The 23,853-nt window shown below is 64.8% G+C and carries 20 protein-coding genes and 2 tRNA genes; 9 read left to right on the top strand and 13 right to left on the bottom strand.

The window, feature by feature from the left end; translation table 11 throughout:
* Window positions 1–60: 60 nt before the first annotated feature.
* From ACVWY6_RS05635 to ACVWY6_RS05620, 4 genes are all read right to left on the bottom strand, one after another.
* On the bottom strand, window positions 61–867 hold the full coding sequence (locus ACVWY6_RS05635) for a serine hydrolase domain-containing protein (protein WP_457536587.1): 807 nt from the start codon (window positions 865–867) through the stop codon (window positions 61–63).
* 184 nt (window positions 868–1,051) lie between these two features.
* The gene (locus ACVWY6_RS05630; protein ID WP_023953907.1) at window positions 1,052–2,188 is read right to left on the bottom strand and encodes an NDMA-dependent alcohol dehydrogenase; all 1,137 of its coding nucleotides are present in this window, start codon (window positions 2,186–2,188) and stop codon (window positions 1,052–1,054) included.
* Between the two features lie 258 nt (window positions 2,189–2,446).
* Window positions 2,447–4,051: a fatty-acid--CoA ligase FadD5 gene (gene fadD5 / locus ACVWY6_RS05625; RefSeq protein ID WP_400727674.1), complete on the bottom strand. Its 1,605-nt coding sequence runs from the start codon at window positions 4,049–4,051 to the stop codon at window positions 2,447–2,449.
* Between the two features lie 56 nt (window positions 4,052–4,107).
* A complete protein-coding gene (locus ACVWY6_RS05620) occupies window positions 4,108–4,929 on the bottom strand; it encodes an enoyl-CoA hydratase-related protein (RefSeq protein ID WP_457536585.1) in 822 nt (273 codons plus the stop codon).
* 173 nt (window positions 4,930–5,102) lie between these two features.
* Here ACVWY6_RS05620 and ACVWY6_RS05615 point away from each other — a divergent pair, with 173 nt between their 5' ends.
* Window positions 5,103–6,383 carry a TetR/AcrR family transcriptional regulator gene (locus ACVWY6_RS05615; protein ID WP_400727680.1) on the top strand — a complete coding sequence of 427 codons (1,281 nt, stop codon included), beginning with the start codon at window positions 5,103–5,105 and terminating at the stop codon, window positions 6,381–6,383.
* A gap of 6 nt (window positions 6,384–6,389) precedes the next feature.
* Here ACVWY6_RS05615 and ACVWY6_RS05610 read toward each other — a convergent pair whose 3' ends face one another.
* Complete coding sequence (locus ACVWY6_RS05610; protein ID WP_457536583.1) at window positions 6,390–7,232, bottom strand: hypothetical protein; 843 nt, start codon at window positions 7,230–7,232, stop codon at window positions 6,390–6,392.
* Between the two features lie 108 nt (window positions 7,233–7,340).
* Here ACVWY6_RS05610 and ACVWY6_RS05605 point away from each other — a divergent pair, with 108 nt between their 5' ends.
* From ACVWY6_RS05605 to ACVWY6_RS05590, 4 genes are all read left to right on the top strand, one after another.
* Window positions 7,341–8,480, top strand: coding sequence for an acyl-CoA dehydrogenase family protein (locus ACVWY6_RS05605; protein WP_457536581.1), 1,140 nt, complete (start codon window positions 7,341–7,343; stop codon window positions 8,478–8,480).
* Window positions 8,481–8,508: 28 nt separating this feature from the next.
* Window positions 8,509–9,192, top strand: a complete 684-nt coding sequence (locus tag ACVWY6_RS05600) for a GntR family transcriptional regulator (protein WP_023953919.1) — start codon at window positions 8,509–8,511, stop codon at window positions 9,190–9,192.
* Window positions 9,193–9,277: 85 nt separating this feature from the next.
* On the top strand, window positions 9,278–12,106 hold the full coding sequence (locus ACVWY6_RS05595; RefSeq protein WP_457536579.1) for a BTAD domain-containing putative transcriptional regulator: 2,829 nt from the start codon (window positions 9,278–9,280) through the stop codon (window positions 12,104–12,106).
* 160 nt (window positions 12,107–12,266) lie between these two features.
* The gene (locus tag ACVWY6_RS05590) at window positions 12,267–13,412 is read left to right on the top strand and encodes an FAD-dependent oxidoreductase (RefSeq protein ID WP_023953924.1); all 1,146 of its coding nucleotides are present in this window, start codon (window positions 12,267–12,269) and stop codon (window positions 13,410–13,412) included.
* A gap of 23 nt (window positions 13,413–13,435) precedes the next feature.
* On the opposite strand, the gene ACVWY6_RS05585 is transcribed toward ACVWY6_RS05590, so the two are convergent.
* Window positions 13,436–15,409 (bottom strand): AfsR/SARP family transcriptional regulator, encoded by a 1,974-nt coding sequence (locus ACVWY6_RS05585; protein ID WP_457536577.1) that lies wholly within the window; start codon window positions 15,407–15,409, stop codon window positions 13,436–13,438.
* Window positions 15,410–15,541: 132 nt separating this feature from the next.
* Here ACVWY6_RS05585 and ACVWY6_RS05580 point away from each other — a divergent pair, with 132 nt between their 5' ends.
* The 3 genes from ACVWY6_RS05580 to ACVWY6_RS05570 all read left to right on the top strand — a co-directional run bounded on the left by ACVWY6_RS05580 (window position 15,542) and on the right by ACVWY6_RS05570 (window position 16,986).
* Window positions 15,542–16,420, top strand: coding sequence for an alpha/beta fold hydrolase (locus tag ACVWY6_RS05580; RefSeq protein ID WP_457536575.1), 879 nt, complete (start codon window positions 15,542–15,544; stop codon window positions 16,418–16,420).
* Window positions 16,421–16,498: 78 nt separating this feature from the next.
* Entirely contained in the window at window positions 16,499–16,711 is a 213-nt protein-coding gene (locus tag ACVWY6_RS05575; RefSeq protein WP_156045590.1) for a hypothetical protein, read from the top strand.
* A gap of 65 nt (window positions 16,712–16,776) precedes the next feature.
* Window positions 16,777–16,986: a hypothetical protein gene (locus ACVWY6_RS05570; protein ID WP_457536573.1), complete on the top strand. Its 210-nt coding sequence runs from the start codon at window positions 16,777–16,779 to the stop codon at window positions 16,984–16,986.
* Between the two features lie 162 nt (window positions 16,987–17,148).
* Here the strand turns inward: ACVWY6_RS05570 and ACVWY6_RS05565 are convergent.
* A tRNA-Ile gene (locus tag ACVWY6_RS05565) sits at window positions 17,149–17,225 on the bottom strand.
* 152 nt (window positions 17,226–17,377) lie between these two features.
* Window positions 17,378–17,450: transfer RNA gene (locus tag ACVWY6_RS05560), tRNA-Asn, on the bottom strand.
* 186 nt (window positions 17,451–17,636) lie between these two features.
* On the opposite strand from ACVWY6_RS05560, the gene ACVWY6_RS05555 reads away from it, so the two are divergent.
* Complete coding sequence (locus tag ACVWY6_RS05555) at window positions 17,637–17,882, top strand: hypothetical protein (RefSeq protein ID WP_023953933.1); 246 nt, start codon at window positions 17,637–17,639, stop codon at window positions 17,880–17,882.
* Between the two features lie 10 nt (window positions 17,883–17,892).
* Here ACVWY6_RS05555 and dnaG read toward each other — a convergent pair whose 3' ends face one another.
* The 5 genes from dnaG to ACVWY6_RS05530 all read right to left on the bottom strand — a co-directional run bounded on the left by dnaG (window position 17,893) and on the right by ACVWY6_RS05530 (window position 23,805).
* Window positions 17,893–19,836, bottom strand: coding sequence for a DNA primase (gene dnaG, locus ACVWY6_RS05550; RefSeq protein ID WP_023953935.1), 1,944 nt, complete (start codon window positions 19,834–19,836; stop codon window positions 17,893–17,895).
* Between the two features lie 108 nt (window positions 19,837–19,944).
* Window positions 19,945–21,249 (bottom strand): deoxyguanosinetriphosphate triphosphohydrolase, encoded by a 1,305-nt coding sequence (locus ACVWY6_RS05545; protein ID WP_457536570.1) that lies wholly within the window; start codon window positions 21,247–21,249, stop codon window positions 19,945–19,947.
* Entirely contained in the window at window positions 21,242–21,712 is a 471-nt protein-coding gene (locus ACVWY6_RS05540; RefSeq protein WP_023953939.1) for a cold-shock protein, read from the bottom strand. Before ACVWY6_RS05540 ends, ACVWY6_RS05545 begins: the two co-directional genes overlap by 8 nt.
* Window positions 21,713–21,854: 142 nt before the next feature.
* Window positions 21,855–22,355: a hypothetical protein gene (locus tag ACVWY6_RS05535; RefSeq protein ID WP_457536568.1), complete on the bottom strand. Its 501-nt coding sequence runs from the start codon at window positions 22,353–22,355 to the stop codon at window positions 21,855–21,857.
* A 61-nt stretch (window positions 22,356–22,416) separates the two neighbouring features.
* Window positions 22,417–23,805, bottom strand: a complete 1,389-nt coding sequence (locus ACVWY6_RS05530) for a glycine--tRNA ligase (protein ID WP_023953943.1) — start codon at window positions 23,803–23,805, stop codon at window positions 22,417–22,419.
* Window positions 23,806–23,853: the final 48 nt, after the last annotated feature.

The following is a 23,853-nucleotide window of genomic DNA, read 5'->3' as shown; positions in this document are numbered from 1 at the left end:
TCACACCTTTGGTGTTTATTGTGCCTTAAGTGACCCGTGTTGCGCTAGTGCACGGTGATTTCAATGTGTTAGCGACTTGACAACTGAATCGTTGAACTCGCTCCACAACGGCTTCGCCCACGGCCCAAAAGCGCGGTCGGTCAACACAACGCACGCAGCCGACAACGCCGGATCGACCCATAAGAACGTGCCCGACTGGCCGAAGTGCCCAAAGGTCCCCGGGCTGTTGGCCGCACCGGTCCAGTGCGGATCTTTGTTCGAGCGCAATTCGAACCCCAGACCCCAATCGCACGGACGGTGCTTTCCGTACCCCGGCACGAAGCCGTCGAGCCCGGGAAACTGAACCGACGTCGCATCGGCGAACAACGAGGGCGACACCAATTTCGGGTTGAGCAGCTCGACCGCAAAAGCCGTAAGGTCCCCGACCGACGAGTGCGCCATGTGCCCCGCCGACCCCTGCAATGATGTGGACCCCATGCCGAGTGGCTCGCACACGCCCTGCTGCAGGTAGTCCGCGAACTCGATGCCCGTCTCCGCCCCGATCAGATCGGCGAGCACCTCGAATCCTGCACTGGAGTAGATCCGCTGCTCCCCCACACCCGCCGTCGGGGCACGGCCCTCGAACGGCAGGCCCGATGCGTGCGCCAACAGATGGCGAACGGTGGAGCCCTCCGGCCCGGCCGGCTGATCGAGCTCGATCGCCCCCTCTTCGACCGCAACCAGAGCTGCATGCGCTGTGAGCAGCTTGGTGACCGACGCGAGCAGGAACACCCGCTGCTGGTCGCCATGGCTTTCGACGACCTCTCCGCCGGCAACCACCGCGGCCGCCACCGTGTCGACCGGCCATTCCTCGAGTTGACTGAGCATGGGTTCATGCCATCACGACCGAGGCGACACGAGCAACACGCGGCAGCTACACACCTTGGAAATCGTTGCGGCGCATCGGTTGGGCACCGCCCGCGCGATGTGTCCGCCCGCGCCCGGAAGAAGAAGAAAAAATGGGGCCGGCGAGTGTGCGCTCGCCGGCCCCGGTGAGAGGGTTTCGGGTTGATCAGACCGCGTGGTCTTCTTCGGTGAAGCGGATGACTCCACGAATGTTCTTGCCGTCCAGCATGTCCTGGTAGCCCTCGTTGATCTGGTCGAGGCGGTACTGGCGGGTGACCATGTCGTCGAGGTTCAGCTTGCCCATCTTGTACAGCGACAGCAGCTGCGGGATGTCGAGCTTGGGGCTGGCGCCACCGAAGATCGTTCCCTGCAGGTTCTTCTGGAGCAGGGTCAGCATCGCGAGGTTGAGGGTGACGTCGGACTCCATCATGTTGCCCATACCGGTGAGCACGCAGGTGCCGGCCTTGGCCGTGATGCCCATCCAGAGATCGACATCCTTGCCGTGCACCTCACCGACGGTGACGATCACCTTCTTTGCCATCTGCCCGGCGGTCACCTCGGCGATGGTCATGGCTGCTTCTTCGACGCTGGCGAATGCGTGCGTGGCCCCGAATTTCATGGCCTGCTCGCGCTTCCACTCCACCGGGTCGATCGCGAAGACATAGCGCGCGCCCGAGAGCACAGCTCCCTGGAGAGCGGAGATACCGACACCACCGATGCCGACGATCGCGACGTCTTCACCCGCCTGCACGTTCGCACTGTGGGTGGCCGAGCCGTAACCGGTGGGAACACCGCAACCCACCAGGCAGGCGACCTCGAACGGGATCTCTGGATCGATCTTCACCACCGAGGTCTCGTGGACCACCATGTAGGGCGCGAACGTACCGAGCAGGGTCATCGGGTAGACGTTCTCGCCGTCTGCGGTCTGCACACGGAAGGTGTGGTCGGACACCGCTTCTCCCTGCAGGAGCATGGCCCCCATGTCGCAGAGGTTGCTCAGCCCGGAACGGCACGACGGACATTTGCCGCAGGAGGGAATGAACGAGAGGACCACATGGTCGCCGACCTGGAAGTCGGTGACGCCTTCGCCGATCTCGTCCACGACTCCGGCGCCCTCATGGCCGCCGAGCACCGGGAACCCAGCCATCGGGATGCCGCCGGTCACCAAGTGGTGATCGGAGTGGCACATCCCGGCGGCTTCCATCCGGATCTTGACCTCACCCTTGCGGGGGTCACCGATCTCGATCTCTTCGATCGCCCACTTCTCGTTGAAGTTCCGGAGCAAAGCGCCTTTGGTCTTCATTCAAACCCTCCACTCGCGGCGCCCGACGCGGCACCGCTCTTCTGCATTGAAGGTGACCACGTCACCACGGTTCGACCACTGCAGTGACGACGGTCACTGGTCTTCGAGAAGTGTAACGTGTTTCAGTTTTCAGGGCCAGAACGGGTCTTGACCTGTGTCAGAAGACTTTCCGAAAATCGGGCAAACGGCGAGAAATTACGAGGACCCCCGACCGTCTCGCAAAGAGTCGATCGGGGATCCCGCGGTGTCTCCTGGGTGTCAGTGCTTGAGACCGGCGTCCTTGCCGCCGTACTCCTTGCGCAGCGACGGCTTGACGACCTTGCCTGACGCGTTGCGTGGCAATTCGTCGATGACGATCATTTCCTTGGGCTGCTTGAAGCGCGCGAGATGTTCGTTCAAGAACTCAATCAGTTCGTCGAAGGTCAGCTCTTCGCCGGGCTTGAGCACCACGATCGCGACAGGTACCTCACCCCAGCGGTCATCGGCCTTCCCGACCACCGCTGCCTCGAGGATCTTCGGATGGGCGAACAGTGCATTCTCCACCTCGGCGCAGTAGATGTTCTCGCCGCCGGAGATGATCATGTCCTTCTTGCGGTCCACGACGTAGATGAAACCCTCGTCGTCCATGCGGACCAGGTCACCGGAATGGAACCAGCCGCCGGCGAATGCGTCGGCGGTGCCCTGCGGGTTCTGCCAGTAGCCCTCCATCATCGTGGGACCGCGGTAGACGATCTCGCCCACCTCGCCCGGAGCCACATCGTTCATCTCGGCGTCCACCACACGGGCCTGAACCGCGGGGATCACCTGGCCCACCGAACCCAGCTTCCGGAGCGCGTCCTTGCCCTCGAGCACACAGGTGATCGGCGACATCTCGGTCTGACCGAACACCGCGACGTTGATCGCTTCCGGGAAGGTGTCGGCCATGGCCTGCAAGACCGTGTCCGATGCGGGAGCCGCACCCCAGGAGATCACGCGCAACTTGAGGTTGCGGGGCTTGGCCTGCTGCACCGCGCACACCACCTGCCACTGAGCCGGGACCAGGAAGATCGAGGTGATCCCTTCCTTCTCCAGCACGTCGAGCAGCGATTCCGGGTCGAAGGCCCCGAGGGGATGGATCACGGTGCGGATGCCCATGTAGAACAGCGGAGCCATCGCACCCATCGCGGCGATGTGGAACATCGGAGCCACACAGGAGCCCACGTCATCGTTGCGGATGTGCAGAGCCGAGATGCAGGTGACCGCCTGCGCCTGCATGTTCGCGTGAGAAAGCATGGCGCCCTTAGGGTTACCTGTGGTTCCCGAGGTGTACATGATCATCGCGATCGAGTTCTCCGGCACGTCGATCGCCGGCAGATCGGAGGGGTCCTCTGCAACAAGGTGCTCGTAGTCGAGCGCGTCGGCGACGTCGGACGGGCCGACGATGATCAGGTTCTCGATGCCATCGGTGCCCTTGCGGACCGCATCGGCCAACGGCGCCAGCAGCGACTCGGTGATGACAACCTTCGCACCGCTGTCGGCCACGAGGAATCCGACCTCGGGAGGCGTCATCCGAATATTGACCGGCACCGCGATCGCGCCGATGAGGTTGGCGCCGAAGATCGCCTCGACGTACTCACTGCGGTTCAGCATCAGGATCAGCACCCGGTCGCCGAAACGCACACCCCGTCGGTACAGGGCCGCAGCGAACGCGACCGACCGGTCATTGAGTTCTTTCCACGTGGTGTCCTGGCCCTGGAAACGCAACGCCACGTCGTTCGGCTTCATCGTCGCGTGCCGCCGCACGTGGGTGTTCCAGTTGTTCCGGCGCGACCGGAAAGGCTCTTCTACCAAGTGGTCTGATTGGGCCAACGTGGTGCTCGTCATGTTCTGCTTCCTGTCGTGGAACCGCCCATTCGCGTCGAACGGGCCATTGTTGTCAATTACTGGTTGGACGCCGATACGGGCTTGCGTGCCTTGCCGCGGGAGGCGAATGCTTCGATGAGCGCCGCGAACTCGGGCGACTGCAGCAGTTCGATCTGACCCTCGCGTTCGAGGTCGAGTGCGAGGTCGAACCCAGCCAGCGTCTGAGCGTCGACTGCCTGTTTGGTCAGCTCCAATGCCCGTGGCGATGCGGCCAGCAGTTTGTCGATGACCTTGTCGACCTTGGCCTGCAGCGCATCCGGTTCCACCACCGCCGTCACCAGACCGTCTGCCCAGGCCTGCGCGGCCGGCAGCTTCTCTCCGAGGAGCGCCATCGCGTTCGCCCGGGCCCGGCCGACCGCGGCAGCGACAGTGGCGGTGGCGGCACCGTCCGGCATCAGCCCGATGTTCACAAAGGCGAGCAGGAAGTAGGCGTCAGACGCGGCGTAGACGAGGTCCGAGGCAAACGCGATCGATGCCCCGATACCGACAGCCGCCCCACCGACCACGGCGACCACGGGAACCTTGATCGCGCGAATGGCGCGGACCACATCTGAACCGGTGTCGATGGTCTGTTCGGCACGGGCCCTGGCTTCTTCCGGCGACTGCGGCGGCTCGGCTGTCGCCATCGCCACGATGTCTGCCCCGGTGCAGAAGTCGCGACCCGGTGCGCCCAGTACAACCACACGCACGGAGTCGTCCCTTGCCCACGCGGTCATCACCTCGATGAACGCCACACTGGTCTCGGAGGCCATGGAGTTCTTTCGCTCAGGCCTGTTGATCATCAGCCGAGCCACTCCACGTTCGTCGATCGACGTTGTCAGGCCGTCTTGCCCTTGCATAGATGCCACCCTCGGCTCAGATCTGGCAGCTGCGACACAGATCACGTGAATCCACATTAACTTCTCAGATCGTGGTCGGGGGCGTCAAGTGACGTCGCACCTCGCCTGTGGCGACGCACAACACAGGCGGACCACCCCTGCGCCCACGCGGTACCTGCAGCTAGCATGATCGGATGGCATCTGCCAACGGCCGGTTGAAGACGGCCCAGACAACCACCGGCGACACGCCGAAACCTCGGCAACGACCGAAGGATCGACGCGATCAGATCATTCGCGTCGCTGCCGAGTCGTTCAGCCAACGAGGATATTTCGCGACGGGCGTGGACCAGATCGCCGGCGAGGTCGGGATCAGTGGACCCGCCCTGTATCGCCACTTCCCCAACAAGTACGCGCTCTTCTCAGAGACGGTGCGGACGCTCGGCTCCGACCTGGAACGTGCCGTCGAAGTTGTCCCCGAGTTACCGGAAGACCCCGAACAGGAACTGCGCCTGTTGATCACCGAATTGACCCGGACCACGATCGACAACCGGTCGCGGGGGGCGCTGTACCGGTGGGAGGCGCGATACCTGACTCAGCCTGATCGGCAGGCACTGGGCGAGATGGTCGGCCGCATGCACACCCGCTTCGCAACGCCCCTCGGCAGGATGAGACCAGAACTCACCGAGACCAATCCGACCGTCGCCGGCCGACTCAACACCGATGCCAAATACCTCAGCGGATCGGTGCTGAGCGTGATCGGCTCGATCACCACGCACCGGGCGTCCCTGCCGCGCAAGCGCATCGAAGCGATCATCATGTCCGCGGCGATGACGGTGGCGTGCACCGAACTCCCGCCCGTGGAGGCCCCTGTCGGGGACGCCGCCGCCGGCCCGGTCGGAATGGCGATGGCGTCCAAACGCGAAGCCCTTCTGACCGAGGCCATTCGGCTGATGCGTGGGCGCGGTTTCCACGACGTCACGATGGAAGAGATCGGCGCAGCCGTCGGCATGAATCAGTCCGGCGTGTATCGGCACTTCGACACCAAGGTCGCGATGCTGACCGCCGCTTTCCAACGTGCCAGTGAGCGTCTCACGGCCGGGATCAGCGACGCCCTCGCGGAATCGGCCACCCCGCGAGAGGCCCTCGACAACCTGGTGTCGCGGTATGTCGAAATGTCTTTTGTCAACAGTGACCTGCTGAACCTGTACCTCTCCGAAATCGGTAGCGTGCCCGACCCGCTACGCGCCGAGCTACGCGACCAGCAACGCCGCAATGTCGAGGAATGGGCGCAACTGGTCGTCCAGATCAGGCCGGATCTCAACCCCGTGGAGGCACGGTATCTCGTGCACGCCGCCACCAACACCGTTCTGGACCTTGGGAACTGGGAACGCTACGACGCACGTCCCTCCACCCGCAGACGCATCGAAGCGGTCATGTCGGCGATCCTTCTCGGCAACGGGCAAAACATCACCTGACTTGCTTCAGATCACCTTGAAGTCGGCCAGCTTCCAGCCGTCCGGCATCCACTGGAGTGTCACCTCGACGCGCGACTGGTAGGGCACGCCGTCCGGGAACTGCTCCGCGGTCCCAGGCGCCGTCACGGTCTGGTCGATGGCCAGAAGGACAACTGCCTCGGTGGACGACGCCGAGACCACACCAGCAGAGACCACCTCGGCCTTGGCGACCGCCTGGGCGTTCGCCGTCCCTTCGCGGGCCTGCCGCGACCCTTCGATGAAGTCTCGGGCGAATGCCGGTGTGGAGATCTCGGTGATGCGCTCGTCGAGCGCGGCAAAGTTTGCCGAGTCATAGGTCAGGAGTGTGGTTGCGTACTCGCCGGCGAGCTGGACTGCGCCGGGGCGCAACTGGTTGACCTGGTCTGCCGAGTCGGCGCGGCTGTCCGCATCTCGGTAGAGGTAGACGAAGACACCTGCGACGGCCAGTGCGACAACAAGCAGTACCGACAGCATCCGAACGGTCCAACGGCCATCGCCGGATCGCTCGAGTTCGGCATCGGCGGACTCTGATTCGACGGCCGTGGCCGGTGCGGCGGCGGCCGACCGCCGCCACCACCGGCCCGACCGTCTGCGCGCGCGAGCCTCCTCCTTGGCACGGCGCGCTTGGGCAGCGGCCCGCATCTTGTCGCGGTTCCGGCGGTTGGCCTCGAGGAACTCCGCAGAATCGAACGGAGAAGGATCGTTCCCGGCCGCGGCGTCTCGGCCGGGGTTCGACGAAGTCGTGTCCGTCTCGGGAATGTCAGGAGCATCGGGCGGCGTCGAATCGGCACCACGATCGCCGGTTCCCCCCAGCTTGGCTTTCGGGCTCATGCCGACAATGTAGGCCCTGTGGCCCCTGACACAGCAACAGGCCATCAAATATATTTGATGTGATACCTTCGCGACAGCAGGCCACGAACTGATCTAGGAGCCATTTTCATGTCGATTCTCACCCCCGAGCAGACCGACTTTGCCAAGTCGGTCGCCGATTTCTGTCAACGCGAAGCGGGGACCCGCGAGCAGCGCGATGCCCTCACCGCCGCCGGTGCCGAACTGCACTCGGTGGAGCTGTACAAGAAGATGGCCGACCTCGGCTGGGCAGGCATCCTCGTTCCCGAGGAGTTCGGCGGAGCCGGCGCCGGCAATGTCGAGATGTGCATCCTCCTCGAAGAGGCCATGCGCGGCAACGCCCCCATCGGCGGCATCGGCCCCACCTTGATCGCCGCCGGCGCTTACCAGAAGTTCGCCGACGAGCAGCTCAAGAAGGAAGTTCTCGCCGATGTTGTTGCGGGTGAATCACTTTCCATCTCGATGTCGGAGCCCGAGGCCGGTTCCGATGTTGCCGCACTGACCTGCCGTGCCGAGAAGGTCGACGGCGGCTGGGTCATCAACGGTCAGAAGACCTGGTGCTCCAACGCGCACTTTGCCAAGAGCATCCTCCTCGTGGCTCGAACCGATCGCACCGGCAAGAAGCACGAGGGACTGACCTTCTTCCACATCCCTGCCGGCACCGACGGACTAGAGATCAAGGGCATCGACACGCTTGGCGGCCGAGAGGTCAACGACCTCTACTTCACCAACGTCCGTGTTCCCGACAGCGCAGTGGTCGGCGAGGTCGGAGGCGGCTGGATGCAACTCATGAGTGGCCTCAACACCGAACGCCTGATCCTGGCTGCCATGCAGCTCGGTGTGGCAGAACGGTCCTTCGCCAACACCCTCGAGTTCGTCACCGAGCGCAAGCAGTTCGGCCGCCCGGTCGGCACATTCCAGTCGCTGCGTCATCGGCTGGCCGACCACGCCACCGAGATCGAGTGCACCAAACTGCTCGTCTACAGCGTTGCCCAGAAATCTGACGCCAATCCCAAGAAGATGCTGCCGCGTGAGGCATCGATGGCCAAGCTCAAGGCCACCGAGGTGTCGAAGGCGATGACCATCGACGGCATGCAGATGATGGGTGGTTACGGCTACGCGACGGAGTTCGATGCAGAGCGTCTGATGCGGGGTGCGATCATATCGACCGTGTATGGCGGAACCAACGAGATCCAGCGCGACATCATCGGCAAGACGTACGGTCTCTGACGTCTTGACGACACCACCGCGAGCGACGATGCGCCGGCGACCTGGCCTCTCCGAGGAGGTCGCCGGTCATCTGCGTCACCTGATCATGTCCGGGACGATTCGGCCCGGCGAGTTCATCAGGATGGACGAGACCGCGGTGGAACTGGAGGTCAGCGTCACCCCCGTGCGAGAAGCCCTGCTGACGTTGCGGGGCGAAGGCATGGTCAACCTGGTACCGCATCGGGGGTACGTGGTCGCCGACCTCACCCGCCAGGACGTGGCCGACATCTTCTGGCTGCAGAGTGTGCTGGCCGTGGAACTGGCGGTGCGGACTGCTTCGACCATCACCTCTGCCGAGCTCGACCGCCTCGCCGAATTGAACGAGGCCCTGCAGGACGCGCTGGCCGCCGGCCGAGTGTCCGAGATCGTGTCGGCCGAGTTCGAGTTCCATCGGGTGCACAACCGAATCGCCAATGGCGACAAGTTGGCGTGGTTCCTGCTCAACGCCACCCGGTACACCCCGCAGGAGCTCTACGCGAACGACCCACAGTGGGGGCAGGTCGCCTACGACAGTCACCTCAAGCTCATCGACGCGTACCGGCGAGGCGACCGCGACGAGGTCGTCGAACAGACTCGCCGGCAGTTCACCGACGGCGCCGAGCGGCTGATGCGCCACCTCGAGAGCATCGGGTTGTGGTCTGACGACGCGGACAACGCGGCTGCCCCGGGCTGAACCGCCCGACAGGATCGTGGAGTTCGCCGGGTGATCTACCCGCTCGGGTGTCGAAGGTGCACCGATGTCTCTATCGTCGGTGTCTATGTCTGACATCTCGGTGCGAGTTCTCGGCGCACTCACCGTCATTCGCGACGGTGAACCGGTCACCCTCGGTGGTCCTCTCCCCCGCGCCTTGCTGGCGAGATTGATCATGTCGAACGGCCACATGGTCCCCGACTCCACCCTGATCCAGGATCTCTGGCGCGACAACCCGCCTCGTTCGGCCCAGCTGACGCTCCAGACATACGTGGCAGCTCTGCGCAAAGCCCTCGAACCCGAGCGCGGACGCGCGGCACCGGAAATCCTGGTCCGGCGGGGCACCGGGTATGCGCTGGTGGTCGACCCCGGCCAGGTCGACGCCGCCCGATTCGAGACGCTCGCCACCGCGGGCCGTGAACAGTTGGCCGCCGGGGACAGCGAATCCGCCCGGCGCACCATCTCTGAAGCACTCGAACTGTGGTGGGGCCCGGCGTATGCGGATGCGGCGAATTGGGAGTTCGCCGCCATCGAGACGGTGCGGCTCGAACGTCTGCGGGCAGATGCCACCGAAGACCTCCTTGCCGCGCGATCTGATTGCGGCGAGTTCACCGCCGTCACAGCGCAGCTCGAGTCGGTCATCGCGACCGATCCCCTACGCGAACGTGCCTGGGAGTTGCTCGCCCTGGCCCATTATCGAGCCGGCAACCAGGGCGACGCCCTCCAGACACTGCGCGAGGCACGCAGCCGGATCGCTGACGAGCTGGGTGCCGATCCCCGGCACAGCCTCCTCGAACTGCAGGACGCGATCCTGCGGCAGGACCCGACGCTGATGCCACGTGAACGACATTCGGCAACCGTCACCGCGCCCGGGCCAGTCGGTAATCCGGAACGTCCGACCGGCAACATCCCGTTGGCGCTGACCTCCCTGGTCGGCAGGGAAGAACAGATCGAACAGATCAGCGACCTCTTGAACTCACAGCGAATGGTCACCCTCACCGGTCCGGGCGGGATGGGTAAGACCCGCGCTGCCCTCGAGGTGGCCCGTGAACGCAAAGATGCCGATGGGCCCTGGCTGATCGAGCTTGCCGGGGTCACCCGTCCCGGTGACACGCTGGACACCGTCATCGCGACACTCGGGCTGACCGTCTCCGGCGGAATCGGCGTACTGACCTCACTCCTGCACGACCGCAATTTCCTTCTTGTTCTTGACAATTGCGAGCATCTGCTCGACGAGGTTGCCGCACTCGCCACCACGGTGCTACAGACGTGTCCGAAGATCCAGATCCTGGCCACGAGTCGAGAAGCAATCGGCGTCGCCGGGGAGACCGTCTACGAGATGCCGCCGCTGGACGATTCGGCGGACCTCTTTCTCGAGCGGGCGGGCTCGGCCGCGGCCGATGCCGAGCATCCTGATATCGAACACCTCTGTGCCGCACTCGATCACATGCCTCTGGCCATCGAACTCGCCGCCGGCCAGTCCTCCACCCTCTCCGTTCGCCAGATCATCGACATGCTCGACGACCGTTTCGATGTGCTGCGCGGCGGACCCCGTACCAACAAGCGGCACGCCACCATGCAGGCAGCCATCGACGGCTCGTACTTCTCCCTCACCGACAGTCAGCAGCAACTGTTCTGCGATCTGGCGGTGTTCAGTGGCGGATTCGATCTGGACGCGGCGAGACAGGTCACCCGGCACCGACATCTCCTCACCGACCTCAACGCCCTGATCGACAAGTCGATGCTCAAAGCCGTCGGCGGAGATCCGCGGCGTTATCTCATGCTCGAGACCCTGCGCAGTTACGCTCTCGTGCAACAAGATCCGGCTCGAGCGACGGAACTCGAAAAGGCCCACACCGCGTGGGTGGTTGCGGTGGCCACCGACGCCTACCTCGGACTGCGCGGCCCGCAATGCCTGGCGTGGACGCGCAGGCTCGGTGCCGACATGGACAACATCCGGGCAGCGCTCTCTCGGGAGAGCACCTCACCGGAGACGTACCTCGAAGTGGTCGGGAACGTGTATTGGTTCTGGTACCGCCGCGGGCACACCGACGAAGGTATGCGGATGCTCGCACCCGCCCTGACCGTCGCCACCGACATCCCGATCGCGACGAGGGTCCGAGCCATCGCCGGCCGGACCATCATGAGCTACCTGGCTGCCGATCTCCCGGCGTTGTTCGCGGCTCTCGGCACTCTCGGCGAGGTGTTTGCAACGTTCGATGTGGACTCTCCGGACGCAGGCGAACAGGTTGCCCGCGGCGACGCAGCGGTCACCCTCGCCTTTTTCGAATCCGGGTCGGGGCTGGTGGATGCCGGCCGGGAGCATGCCGCCATCGCGCTCGAGATCGCGCGGCGATACAACTACCCCTGGACTGCAGCCGAATCCTTGATGTCGCTGGGTACCGCAGATTTCCGTGCCGGCGATCACGCCGCCGCTGCAGCGCATTTCACCACCGCGCTGGAGACTGCCCGCGGTTGCGGTTATGACTGGTGTGCCGCCTCGATCCTCTGGATCCATGCCAAAAGCGATATTGCACAGGAGAACTGGAACGGCCCCGCCGAACGAAAACTCGGACACATGCTTGCGTACTGCGAGCGGGCCGATGACCTCACCTCGGCGATGGTGGGCCTCTTCACACTCGCCTACGTCCTGTTCCGGCGCTCTGAGCCGGCTGCGGCTGCGCAGCTGATCGGAGCCGTGGATGACCTGACCGAACTCACCGGGTTCTCACCCGAGCGGATGGATGTGGTGGAGCTCGCGGCGTTCGGGGCCACCATGCGCGACGAGATAGACCCGGATGTGTTCGCGGTGGAATCTGCCGTCGGGCGCACCCTGGGTCTGGCCGGCGTCCGGGACCTCGTGTACCACTGGGTCGGCGTACCCGACGTCAGGTGACGCGGTCTTCCTGGCCATTCTCCGGCTCGAGTGGACAGGCCCCGCAGCCGGTTCCATACTGGTCAGCAATGGTCTCCACCAGGAGGTTCAGCATCCAGCACGCCCCTCGGCAACCCGTTCCGATCACCGGTCGACGCCTGCCGGGTTCGGTCGGCGAGCGATGACTGCGCAGCGGGTGGACGTCGCCATCGTCGGTGCAGGACTGATGGGCGCGTGTGCCGCGTGGCAATTGACCGGGCGCGGGCTCTCGGTCGCGTTGATCGAAGCATTTGATCTCGGGCATACCCATGGCAGTTCGCACGGGCGCTCCCGGATCTTCCGCCGCGCGTACCCCGATCCCCTGTACGTCGCGATGACCGGTTTGGCACTGGAGAAGTGGCAGGCGCTGCAACAGGAATCGGGCACGACTCTGATCACCGGTACGGGTGGCCTCGACCACGGGGTCGAGCGGATGCCCGCGACGCTGGCCGACCAAATGGCCCTGCACGGCGTCGACCACGAGTTGCTCTCCCCCACCGAGGCCGCCCAGCGTTGGCCGGGCATGCGGTTCGACACCGACGTGATGTTCCACCCATGTTCGGGCGTGATCGACGCGGAGAGCACCGTGTTCGCGGCCGCGTCGCTCGCGGCTGCCGCGGGCGCGCAGATCCTTCCCCGGACCCGAGTCGTCGACGCGAATCCGACACCGACGGGCGAGGTCACCTTACGTACAGCCGGCGGTGATCAGATCATCGCCGACGTGACGGTTCTCACCGCGGGCGCCTGGTTACCCGACTTCGCCGGCGCACTTCTCGAGTTCGGTCGGCCTGATGACAAGTTGTTGCCTCCCTTGACCATTCGTCAACAACAGGTGTTCCACTTCCCGATGCGGCCTGGCCACCCCACCCTTCCCACTTTTGTCCACATGGACGGCCGACAGATGTACGGTCTGGCCTCGGGCGAGGACGTTCCGGTGCCGGCGATGAAGGTGGCCCGATTCGACGACGGCGTCGCCACCACTGCCGACAGCCGGGACGGTCGCATCACCGATGAGCAAAGACAAGACGTCGTCGACTACGTCAGCGAATGGCTGCCGGCCCTGCATCCCGAACCGATCGCCGAGTCGAGTTGCCTGTTCACGATGACCAGCGATGAAGACTTCATCCTCGACCGCAGTGGCCCCTTGGTGGTCGCCTCACCCTGTTCGGGACACGGGGCAAAGTTCGCGCCGCTGATCGGGAGCATGATCGCCGATCTGGTGACCGGCCAGGCACAGCCGGCACCTCGATTCCGGATGGATCGAGGCGCCGGGATGACGCCCACCTGACCGGACGTCGGATGCGTCTGTGATCAGCGCGCCAGCGCGTCCGCTAGTTCGTGCAGGTAGTTCGACACGGGTCCAAGAGTCAGCAATCCGCTTCCCGCTCCGGCGATCTCGCCCTCGGCCGGTAAAAGCGCCTGATGGGCACGAGCCATCATGCCGCGGTCATTCACAGCGATCGCGCCCCGCGCGGTGAGACACCACAGCGCCTCCTGCAGATGGTCCGGCGGCGGATCGGCGAGGCGTCGAAGGGCTTCTGTCGCTTCGTCTTTCCGGTGATGAGCGGCCAAGAGGAGCGGGCGCACCCAGGGTTCGTAGGGCCCCCAGTCCGTATCGCCTCCGTCTGGAGCCTGCGGCGAATGCGCCCGCTGAAGGCGCAACGACAGGAGAGCGAGAGCAAGCAGGCCGTGATGCAGTCCGGGCATACCCGCGTTCTCCGAACCGGAGGACGCCGCACGGTACGCCACGGTGACGTCGTCGAACGGCGCGTCGGTCAACGCGAGCCGCAGCGCCCGGAACCACTGCGTGAAGACGGCCACCAGCGGTGATTCGTAGCCTTCGGCGAGCCGATCCGCCGCAGCGGCATGATGGTCGGCGCCCGTCAGATCACCGATGGCACAGCAACTCTGCATCGCTATCAGATGCCCCAACACCTCGTACGTGACCAAGTCGTGCCGTGATGAGAGGGTGATCAGTTCACTGGCGATGGCGGCGCGCCTACCGGCCAGCCCCGCGCGCGAGAACGACTGCATGAACGCTCCGTTGAGCGCGAATGCCAAAAGGCCCGGATCATCGACGCTACGCGCGATCTGTTCGGCTTCGCGGGCGGCGGCCGCTGCTCGCGGATCCGATGATCCCCTGGTCTCCAGGGCAATCGTCGCCAGCAATCTGGCGCGGATCGAAGCCACATGCCCGGAGGGCAAGGTCGCCAGCGCCCGCTCGGCCGCAGCGACAACTGCTGCCGCGTTCTCCGGATCGTCTGACCGTGACCAGATCGCCGGGACGTCGTATGCCCCGATCACCTTGGCCGTCAGACCAACATCACCCAGTTCCTCGGCAGCGGCAATCGTGGCGAGGCGCTGTTGCTGCGCCACCCGCAGCCCCTCGCCTCCGGTGGTGGCGAGACTGCGCAGGAGGTCGACGGTGGAACGTAGCCGAGCTCGCGAGCCGGTCGCCACAGCCCGGTCGTATGCCGCGGTGGTCTGCGCCCACACTCCTTGCGCGCTTTGCCGGATCGGCGAGGTGGATCCAAGATTCGGCGACTGCCGCAAGATGTCGGTGTACAAGTCGGTGAGGGCGGGCCCCGGTTCGACGCCCAGTTGATCGACCAACAGCCCACGAGCCCGCCGGAGAACGGTGAGCGCATCCCCCTGTCGGCCCGTCCGATACAACGCGAGGGCCAGCAACCGCCAGCCTTCCTCGCGCCAAGGATGTTCTGCGACATGGGAATCGAGATCGGGAATCGCCTCGGCGTCGAGAGCCAGGTCGAGGCGAGCCATCGCCAGGAGTTCCACCGCGTGCAGGCGGACCTCGGTGAGGCGGGATCGTTCAGAGCGGCTCCAGTGTTCGTCGAGAAAGTCCGCGTATGCAGGGCCACGCCAGAGTGCCAGCCCGTCGAGCAGTGTGGTCAGCGCGTCGTGTGGGCTGAGGTCTCGTACCGACTCGACGGCCTGGCCGAATCGCCATGCGTCCACATCCGATGCGCGTGCACGCAGCGCATAGCCGGTTCCCTCGGTCACGAGCAGTCGGGCCGGCGACCGTGGTGCCCGTTCGGGTTCGATCGCTCGTCGCAAGGCGCTGACGAATGTCCTCATCGCGCCGACGGCGTCCGGCGGCGGGTCCTCCCAGAGGTCGTCGATGAGCGTTGCCAGAGGCACACTCCTGCCCCGGGCGATGAGCAACCGGGCGAGTACGGCTCGATGGCGGGGGCCTTTGAGGGCGATCGTGTTGCCTTCGCCGTCGTGGGCTGTGACCGACCCCAAGACGCTGAACTCGATCGACACGTGACCATTGTCCCCGCCGAGTCGGCTCTGCCGTGGCGAGGGGCGTCGCGAGGGGGCTTTGTGCTGACTGGATGCTCATCGGAGCGCGGCACGGTGACGAGGTACATCCAACGTTCGCCAGAGAGGCCTCCCATGAAGCCGTCCATTCCCGACTTCCGGTACCAGAAGATCCCCGTCGCCGACGGCGTCGCACTGAATGTCGCGACCGCAGGTACGGGCAGCCCGATCGTGCTACTGCACGGATTCCCGCAGACCCACCTGATGTGGCGTCACGTTGCGGCGGATCTGGCCGCGGACCACACCGTGATCTGTCCCGATCTGAGGGGATACGGCGACAGCGACAAACCCTCCGACACCGATGCCTCCACGTATTCCAAACGAACCATGGCCGCGGACATCGTGGCGGCCGCCGCGGCGCTCGGTCATGAGCGGTTCGCGCTGATCGGGCACGACCGCGGCGCGCTGGTGGCGTTCCGGGCCGCCCTCGATCATCCGGGCGTCGTGTCCCATCTGGCGTCGCTTGATGTGCTTCCCACGCTCGACATGTGGGACGTCATGCACGGGACTTCCGCGGCAGTGGGTTTCCATCTCTACCTGATGGCACAGCCGCCCGGCCTGGCCGAGATCATGATCGCGGCGAGCGCCGACGCCTTTTTCGGCTACTTCCTCGACATCTGGACGCGGGATCCACAAGCCATTCCCGGCGACGTGCGTAATGAATATCTCGCCGCAAGTGCGAAGGCGGTGCCCTCGATCGTTGCCGACTATCGCGCTTCGGCCGGCATCGATGTTCAGCACGATCTCGAGGATCTGAACTCATCCAGGCGGTTGTCGATGCCGGTGACCGTCATTGCTCAGGACTGGGGCTCAGCTCTGGGATTCGATGCCGAGGCACTATGGCAGAAGTGGGCAATCGATGTGCAGCACCGCATCATCGAGAGCGGGCATTTCATGGCGGAGGAATCACCGGACGAAATCTCCGGAGCAATCCGCGAACTGCTATTGCGATAGTTCGCCAAGAGATCCGCGCACACGGCTGGCAGTTCGATACACCCTGCATTACCGCGTGCGCGGATGTACTTTCATTCGGTGACTTCTGCGAACAAATCGCCCTTGGGCTCGTCAGCGCGCTCCACCCTGGCGTGGTTTTGCGTCCTCGCCGGCGTACTGCTGACCGCTCTTGCGGTTTACGACCTCATCGACGGCGAACGCAACGTCAGCTTGTGGGTCGGGATCGTCTGCTGGCCGATCGTGGCGATCTCGGGCGCACTGCAGCTGGTTCGGATTCGTCGAGAAGGCTGAGTTCGCGGGCTTTGCTCGCAGCCGATTTCACCGCCGCGGGCTGCCGCTTGGTCCATGATGATCCGATGGACGACAATTCGAACCGCGCACCGGATGAGCTGAACGACGACGAGCTCATCGCATTGATCCACGACCAGACAAAGCTCGTGCAAATGGAGTTCGACTCACTCCAAGCAGACGGTGATCGCGCATCGTACGACGAGAGAATCGCGCAATTGGACAATGCAAACAAAATCGCTGAGCAGCGTGGCCTCGAGGTTCCGCGGCGCGCCTGATCAGTCGGAGTTGGATTTCCCGGTGAGTTGCGAAACGGATTCGCGACCGACCCATCCAGACCCATAGATGAGTCGAACCACTGGTGCTGGGAGATCCCCCCGACCCTTCCGGCACAGATGCCCCCTGGCTCACGCCAAGGGGCATTTCTGTGTCCGCGATGGTGGTGGGGCGGGCGGGGCTCGAACCCGCGACCAATGGATTATGAGTCCACGGCTCTAACCAACTGAGCTACCGCCCCGAAGCTGCGTCATCGACGCTGCGAACGTGCTGATGCTACCGAGCCGCGCGCACCACGTCGTACTCGACCCGCCGCGAGCCCCACCCGCGCGACCCTTGGATACAAAAGAGCCCAGGCGGTCCGGCGAAAACCGGTCTACCTGGGCTTATCTGCTCCCCCAACTGGACTCGAACCAGTAACCGTCCGATTAACAGTCGGAAGCTCTGCCAATTGAGCTATGGGGGAATATCTGGCGCGAGCGCCGAACAATGACTTTAGCCTACAGGTGCGGGGACATGCCAAATCGCCTGCTCGCCGGGCGTCCGACCAGGCGAGTTCCGCGTGCGGAGACCACATCAGGCAGGATGGGGCGAGCAATCGCGAACACGGCGCCGTGTTCGCCCGTCACCTGCACTGGAGGCAAGACTTCCTATGGTTCGATTCCTCGCCGCTGTCAGCGTCGGTTACGTCCTCGGGGCGAAAGCCGGTCGCAAGCGCTACGAGCAGATCAATCGCGCCTACCGCACCGTCGCCGCATCGCCCGCCACCAAGAAGGCTGTGGACGTGGGCCGGCAGAAGTTGTCGGAGAAGCTCAGCACCCAGCCCAAACTCACCGAGTTGCGCGAGATCGACGACACCACCACTGTGTTGGGCCCCGACGAGGTCCGCAACAACTGACCCCAACCGGTCAGCCGGCGTCCTGGGTGGGCGCCACGGCCTGCTCGAGCAGGCTGCGTCGATAGGCCTCCAAGGCCACCAGATCGCCGAACAGCGCGTTGTAGGCATCAGGGTCGTCGCCGGGTGACATACGACGTAGCTTCGACTTGAGGTCGGCGATCTGGGCCCCGACCCACACTTCTTGCAGCCGCGCCAGCACGCTGCCGACGTACTTCGGGATCATGTACTCCGACACCGGCATCGACTCGACGGCGAGTTCGGTCACCAGCGACTCCAGCACAGCGCCTTCAAGGCACTGACTGACGCTGTCCACCCACTGCGCTCCCCCGTGCGACGTCCCCGTGCCCCCGGCAGTGGCGATCGCTTCGCGGATGACCTGGTACGCGGGCTCGGTGAAGCATTCGGGCGGCAGGGAATCGAACACCGTCCCGGCGATGGCGGGGTACTGCAATGCCGCCTTCAACGCCTCACGTTGCGCCCACAACCGCGGATCGGACGGACGTGGGCGAACCACGGTCGGCGTCTTCGAGTCGGCCTTCGGCCGATCTGCGTCCTGCACTGCATCAACCCGACGGTCTCGGTTCTTCGACGTGTCCGCGGCGCCGGAGCGAGCCGCTTTGGCCTGCTTGCCCGCTTCTTCGCGTACCCGCCGCAACACCTGCGAGGTGTCGTCCCAGCCGACCCATCCGGCCAGCTGCCGCGCATACTCGTCCCGCAGCGCCACGTCGCGGATCCGGGCGACAACGGGCACCGCCTCCCGCAGCGCGTGCACCCGCCCCTCGGCCGTATCCAGGTCGTAGTTGCCCAGCAGCGCCTTCACCGCGAACTCGAACATCGGGATGCGCCTGGCGATGAGATCCCGGACGGCCGCATCCCCGTGTTGCTGGCGCAGCTCGCACGGATCCATCCCGTCTGGTGCCACGGCGACAAACGTCTGACCGGCGATGCTCTGTTCACCCTCGAATGCCTTGAGCGCGGCGGCCTTTCCGGCCTCGTCACCGTCGAAGGTGTAGATCACCTCGCCACGGAAGTAACTGTCGTCCATCATCAGTCGACGCAGCAGCGCGAGGTGGTCCTCACCGAATGCGGTGCCACACGAGGCGATCGCCGTGGTCACGCCGGCCTGATGCATCGCCATCACGTCGGTGTAGCCCTCCACCACGACGGCTTGATGGCCCTTGGCAATTGACTTCTTCGCGTGGTCGAGACCGAACAGCACCTGGGACTTCTTGTACAACATGGTCTCTGGCGTGTTCATGTACTTGCCCATGTTGTCGTCGTCGAACAACTTGCGGGCACCGAAACCGATGACGTCGCCACCGAGGTTGCGGATCGGCCAGAGCAGACGGCGATGGAACCGGTCGATGGGGCCGCGCTGTCCCTGCTTCGAGAGCCCCGCGGCCTCGAGTTCGGCGAACTCGAAACCCTGAGACAGCAGGGCTTTGGTCATCTTGTCCCAGCCGGCCGGCGCATAGCCCAAGCCGAACTTCAGCGCCACAGCGCCGTCGAACGACCGCTCGGTGAGGTAGTCGCGGGCGGTCTGGGCTTCGGGAGTCTTGAGTTGCTCCGCGTAGTACTTCTGGGCGGCGGCATTGGCCGCCACCAGTCGTGCCCTGGTTCCCCGATCACGGGCGACGCTGGTGCCGCCCCCTTCGAAGCTGATCTGGTACCCGACCCGGTCCGCGAGCTGCTCGACAGCCTCGACGAAGCTGACGTGTTCCACCTTCTGCAGGAACGTGTATACGTCGCCGCCTTCACCGCAGCCGAAGCAGTGGAAGTGACCGTGATTGGGCCGAACATGGAACGACGGCGACTTCTCGTCGTGGAACGGGCACAGTCCCTTGAGTGAATCGGCGCCGGCCTTGCGCAGGGCGACATACTCACCGACAACTTCCTCGATGTGTGCCTTTTCGCGGATAGCGGTGATGTCGCGATCGGGAATTCGGCCTGCCACGACAGCAAGTCTAGGCCGCTGCGGGCGACCGGTACCCGCCCCCCGAAAATGGTGGGTTTCGGCGACGCCGACCTGCACAAACGCTCACCCGAACCCACCGGGACCGGGCTAGCCGAGGTGGGCTGACGCTCCGAGGTTCTGCTTGTCCATGCGCTCGAGACGGCCCTCGGTCATCGACGCGATCTGGTCGATGATCACCCGCATGCGTCCTGCGTCGTCGGTTGCCTGGTGCCACGCGGGAACCAGCAACGGGTCGAGACCGCCGGGGGCGGCGTGCACCAGCCAGTTGGCGACCCGGTGGATCCGGTCACGCTGGCGGGCCTGATGGGCACGATGGCGTGGATCGGAGAAGATGAACCGCAACGCCAGGGTCTTGAGCACCGCGACCTCGGCTGCCACGGCAGGCGGGATGACCAGATCCGCTTGATAGCGGCTGACACCGCGCTCCTGAGCCTCTCGACGGGTCATGCTGATCGCGGCGGACGCGAAACGGCCGACCAGTTCGCTGGTGAGCCTCTTGAGCGCGACCGAACGAGCCAATGTCCCGTCGTACTCCCCCACCTCGTTCACGATGTCCATGCCCCACAGCCGGGCCGCCGCATCGATCAGCACGTTCACTTCGAGGCCGGGGAACTCTCGCAGCCCGACGGCGGCCAGGTCGCGCTGATCGGTGGGGTTGCCGAGGCTCCGCAGGTCGATGCGACCGGCCATCACCCCGTCCTCGACATCGTGCACCGAGTAGGCCACGTCATCCGACCAATCCATCACCTGGCATTCGAGCGATTGCCGGGTATCGGTGCGGCCGTTGCGGATCCAGTCGAGCATCGCCGAATCGTCACCGTAAGCGCCGAACTTCGCGCCGGGAGACGGCCGCGTCCAGGGATACTTCAACGTGGCATCCAGCGACGCCCTGGTGAGGTTGAGCCCTGCGCTGCGTCCTTCCGCGTCAAGGATTTTCGGTTCGAGTCGAGTCAGGATGCGAAGGTTCTGGGCGTTGCCCTCGAAACCGCCATACTCGCTGCTGACCTCGTCCAACGCGCGCTCACCGTTGTGGCCGTAGGGCGGGTGTCCGATGTCGTGCGCCAGGCCCGCGAGGTCCACCAGGTCGGGATCGCATCCCACCCCGATCGCGATCCCGCGGCCGATCTGGCCGACCTCGAGGGAATGGGTGAGCCTGGTACGGGGGGTGTCACCCTCGTGCGGACCGACGACCTGGGTCTTGTCGGCCAACCGGCGCAGCGCAGCACAGTGCAGAACCCGCGCCCGATCCCGGGCGAAGGCACTGCGGTAGTCGTTGCGGGTGCCGGCGAGTCCGGCCACCTTCGAGCCTTCGGGGACCAGCCGCTCTACATCGGCCTCGTCGTACTCGGCTCGTAGGACCGGCGGGGGCGTTCCCGCGGACGAGTCAGTCAAACACCCAGCCCCGGGCGATGGCGAAGTCGGTGACCCGCTGCCGGATCGCCAGGATCTGCGCGGCGGTCAGAGTTCCCGAAGCGTCGAGGAGGAGCTCGGTGATCTCCTCCGAGAAGGTGCCCGCATCCAGGGTGGCCGCATCGTTGTGCCGCGGCTTCCGGCGGTCGTCGCGGCTGTCGTGCTTGCGATCCGGGCGTCCGCTGTCGCGCCCGCCCTCTGAACGCCGCGGACGCTCCGGAGCAGACCCGGCGGGTGCCGCACCGGTCACCACCAGATTGATCGCTTTGGATCCCCGGTCGGTCTCTTCGATGTCGAACTCGACGGCCGCACCCGGTTTGAGCGAATGCTCGTCGATGTCGATGTCGTTGATGTGGAGGAACACATCCGAGCCACCGGCATCGGGTGCCAAGAACCCAAATCCCTTGTTGGGATCAAAATGAACGATTTTCCCGCTTACAGACACAACTACCCACTCTCCTGCCGTCACTCTCGGCCGCGCCCCATGCGCGCCCAGACGGCTTGCTACAGAACCCGAGTATCCCAGATCAGACGGATTTCAGACAGTTCAGCTGCCGAATCCGTCCACGGCGCGACCACACTGGTCGTCAGCGATTGTCTTTCTTCGCCTGCCGACGTTTGCCCGCAGCCTTCGACGACGCCGCAATCTTCTTGCGGCCGGGCGACTTCCGCGTCTTGTCAGCGCGGGTGGTGCCCTCGGAGATCACTGTGCCCTTGCCGTCGGCAGGGCCGCTGAACGAAGTGCCCTCGCCCTTCGCATTCGACAGGCGTTCCTTCTTCAGCTCGGCAGCGCTGCGTTTCGCGACAACACCCAGCTGCCTGCTCACCCGCGCCAGAGCGGCCTCGAAGGCCTCCGCCTTGGCCGCATTGTGCTTGGTGGCCGGCCGGGCGGCACCGCGTCCGCCCTTTACGCGTACGGATTGGGCAGCGGCCTGCCGATAGTTCTTCACGTGTTTGTTGCGGGCCCGCCGAGTTCGCATGTGCAACTCGATCAGGGAGTCCTCGTCCAAGTCGGTCAGTTGCTTTCGCTTGGTTTGACGAACCAAGCGGTACTCGTCCTCGGACAGAGACTTCAAGACCTTCTTCATGACCCGCTCCTGACTGATCGGCGACGCTGCCTACGGCGATCATAGGCAGCGGCGCCTGCGGTCAGCAGCCGATCAGGCGGACGGCCAGATACTCGACGACCTTGTCCAGGGCGACTCGCTCCTGGGTCATGGTGTCGCGCTCGCGCACTGTCACCGCATTGTCCTCGAGGGTGTCAAAGTCGATGGTGACGCAGAACGGCGTGCCGATCTCGTCCTGGCGGCGGTACCGCTTGCCGATGCCCTGGGCGTCGTCGAAGTCGACGTTCCAGTTCTGGCGCAGCTCGGCGGCGAGGTCTTTCGCCTTGGGTGACAACTGCTCGTTGCGGGACAGCGGCAGCACGGCGACCTTCACCGGGGCCAGTCGCCGATCGAGCTTGAGAACCGTGCGGGTGTCGGTGCCGCCCTTGGCATTCGGCACCTGCTCTTCGGTGTACGCGTCACAGAGGAAGGCCATCAGCGAGCGGGTCAGGCCGGCGGCCGGCTCGATCACGTACGGCACGTAGCGCTCACCGGATGCCTGATCGAAGAACGACAGGTCCTCGCCCGAGTGCTTGATGTGGGTTCCGAGGTCGAAGTCCGTGCGGTTGGCCACACCCTCGAGCTCGCCCCATTCGCCTCCGGCGAAGCCGAAGCGGTACTCCACGTCCACCGTTCCCTTGGAGTAATGCGACAGCTTCTCTTTGGGGTGGTCGTACAGACGCAGATTGTCCCGATCGATGCCGAGGTCGGTGTACCACTTGAGCCGGTAGTCGATCCAGTACTGATGCCAGGTCTCGTCCTCGCCGGGCTTGACGAAGAACTCCATCTCCATCTGCTCGAACTCACGGGTACGGAAGATGAAATTTCCCGGCGTGATCTCGTTGCGGAAGCTCTTGCCGATCTGCCCGATGCCGAACGGCGGCTTCTTGCGCGTTGTCGTCATCACGTTCTTGAAGTTGATGAAGATGCCCTGCGCGGTTTCCGGTCGCAGATAGTGGAGGCCGGCCTCGTCGTCGACCGGGCCGAGGAAGGTCTTCATCAGACCGGAGAACGCCCGGGGTTCGGTCCACGATCCGGGCTGGCCGGTCTCCGGGTCGTTGATGTCGGCCAGTCCGTTGGGCGGAAGGTGGCCGTGCTTGTTCTCGTAGGCCTCGATCAGATGGTCGGCGCGGTAGCGCTTGTGCGTGTGCAGCGACTCGACCAGGGGGTCACTGAAGGTCTCCACGTGGCCGGATGCTTCCCACACCTGGCGCGGCAGGATCACCGATGAGTCGAGACCGACGACGTCATCGCGCGAGGTGACCATGTTCCGCCACCACTGCTTCTTGATGTTGTCCTTGAGCTCCACGCCGAGAGGGCCGTAGTCCCAGGCCGACTTGGTGCCGCCGTAGATTTCTCCACACGGATACACCAGCCCCCGTCGTTTACAGAGGTTGACGACGGTTTCCACGAGATTGGTTTTGCCTGCCACGCGACTAGCCTAACGGTCGCGCGCGGGGCCTCTGTCCCCCGGCAGCGC

It is taken from the genome of Williamsia sp. R60, assembly GCF_054063855.1.
This window is presented reverse-complemented; position numbering and strand designations above follow the sequence as displayed.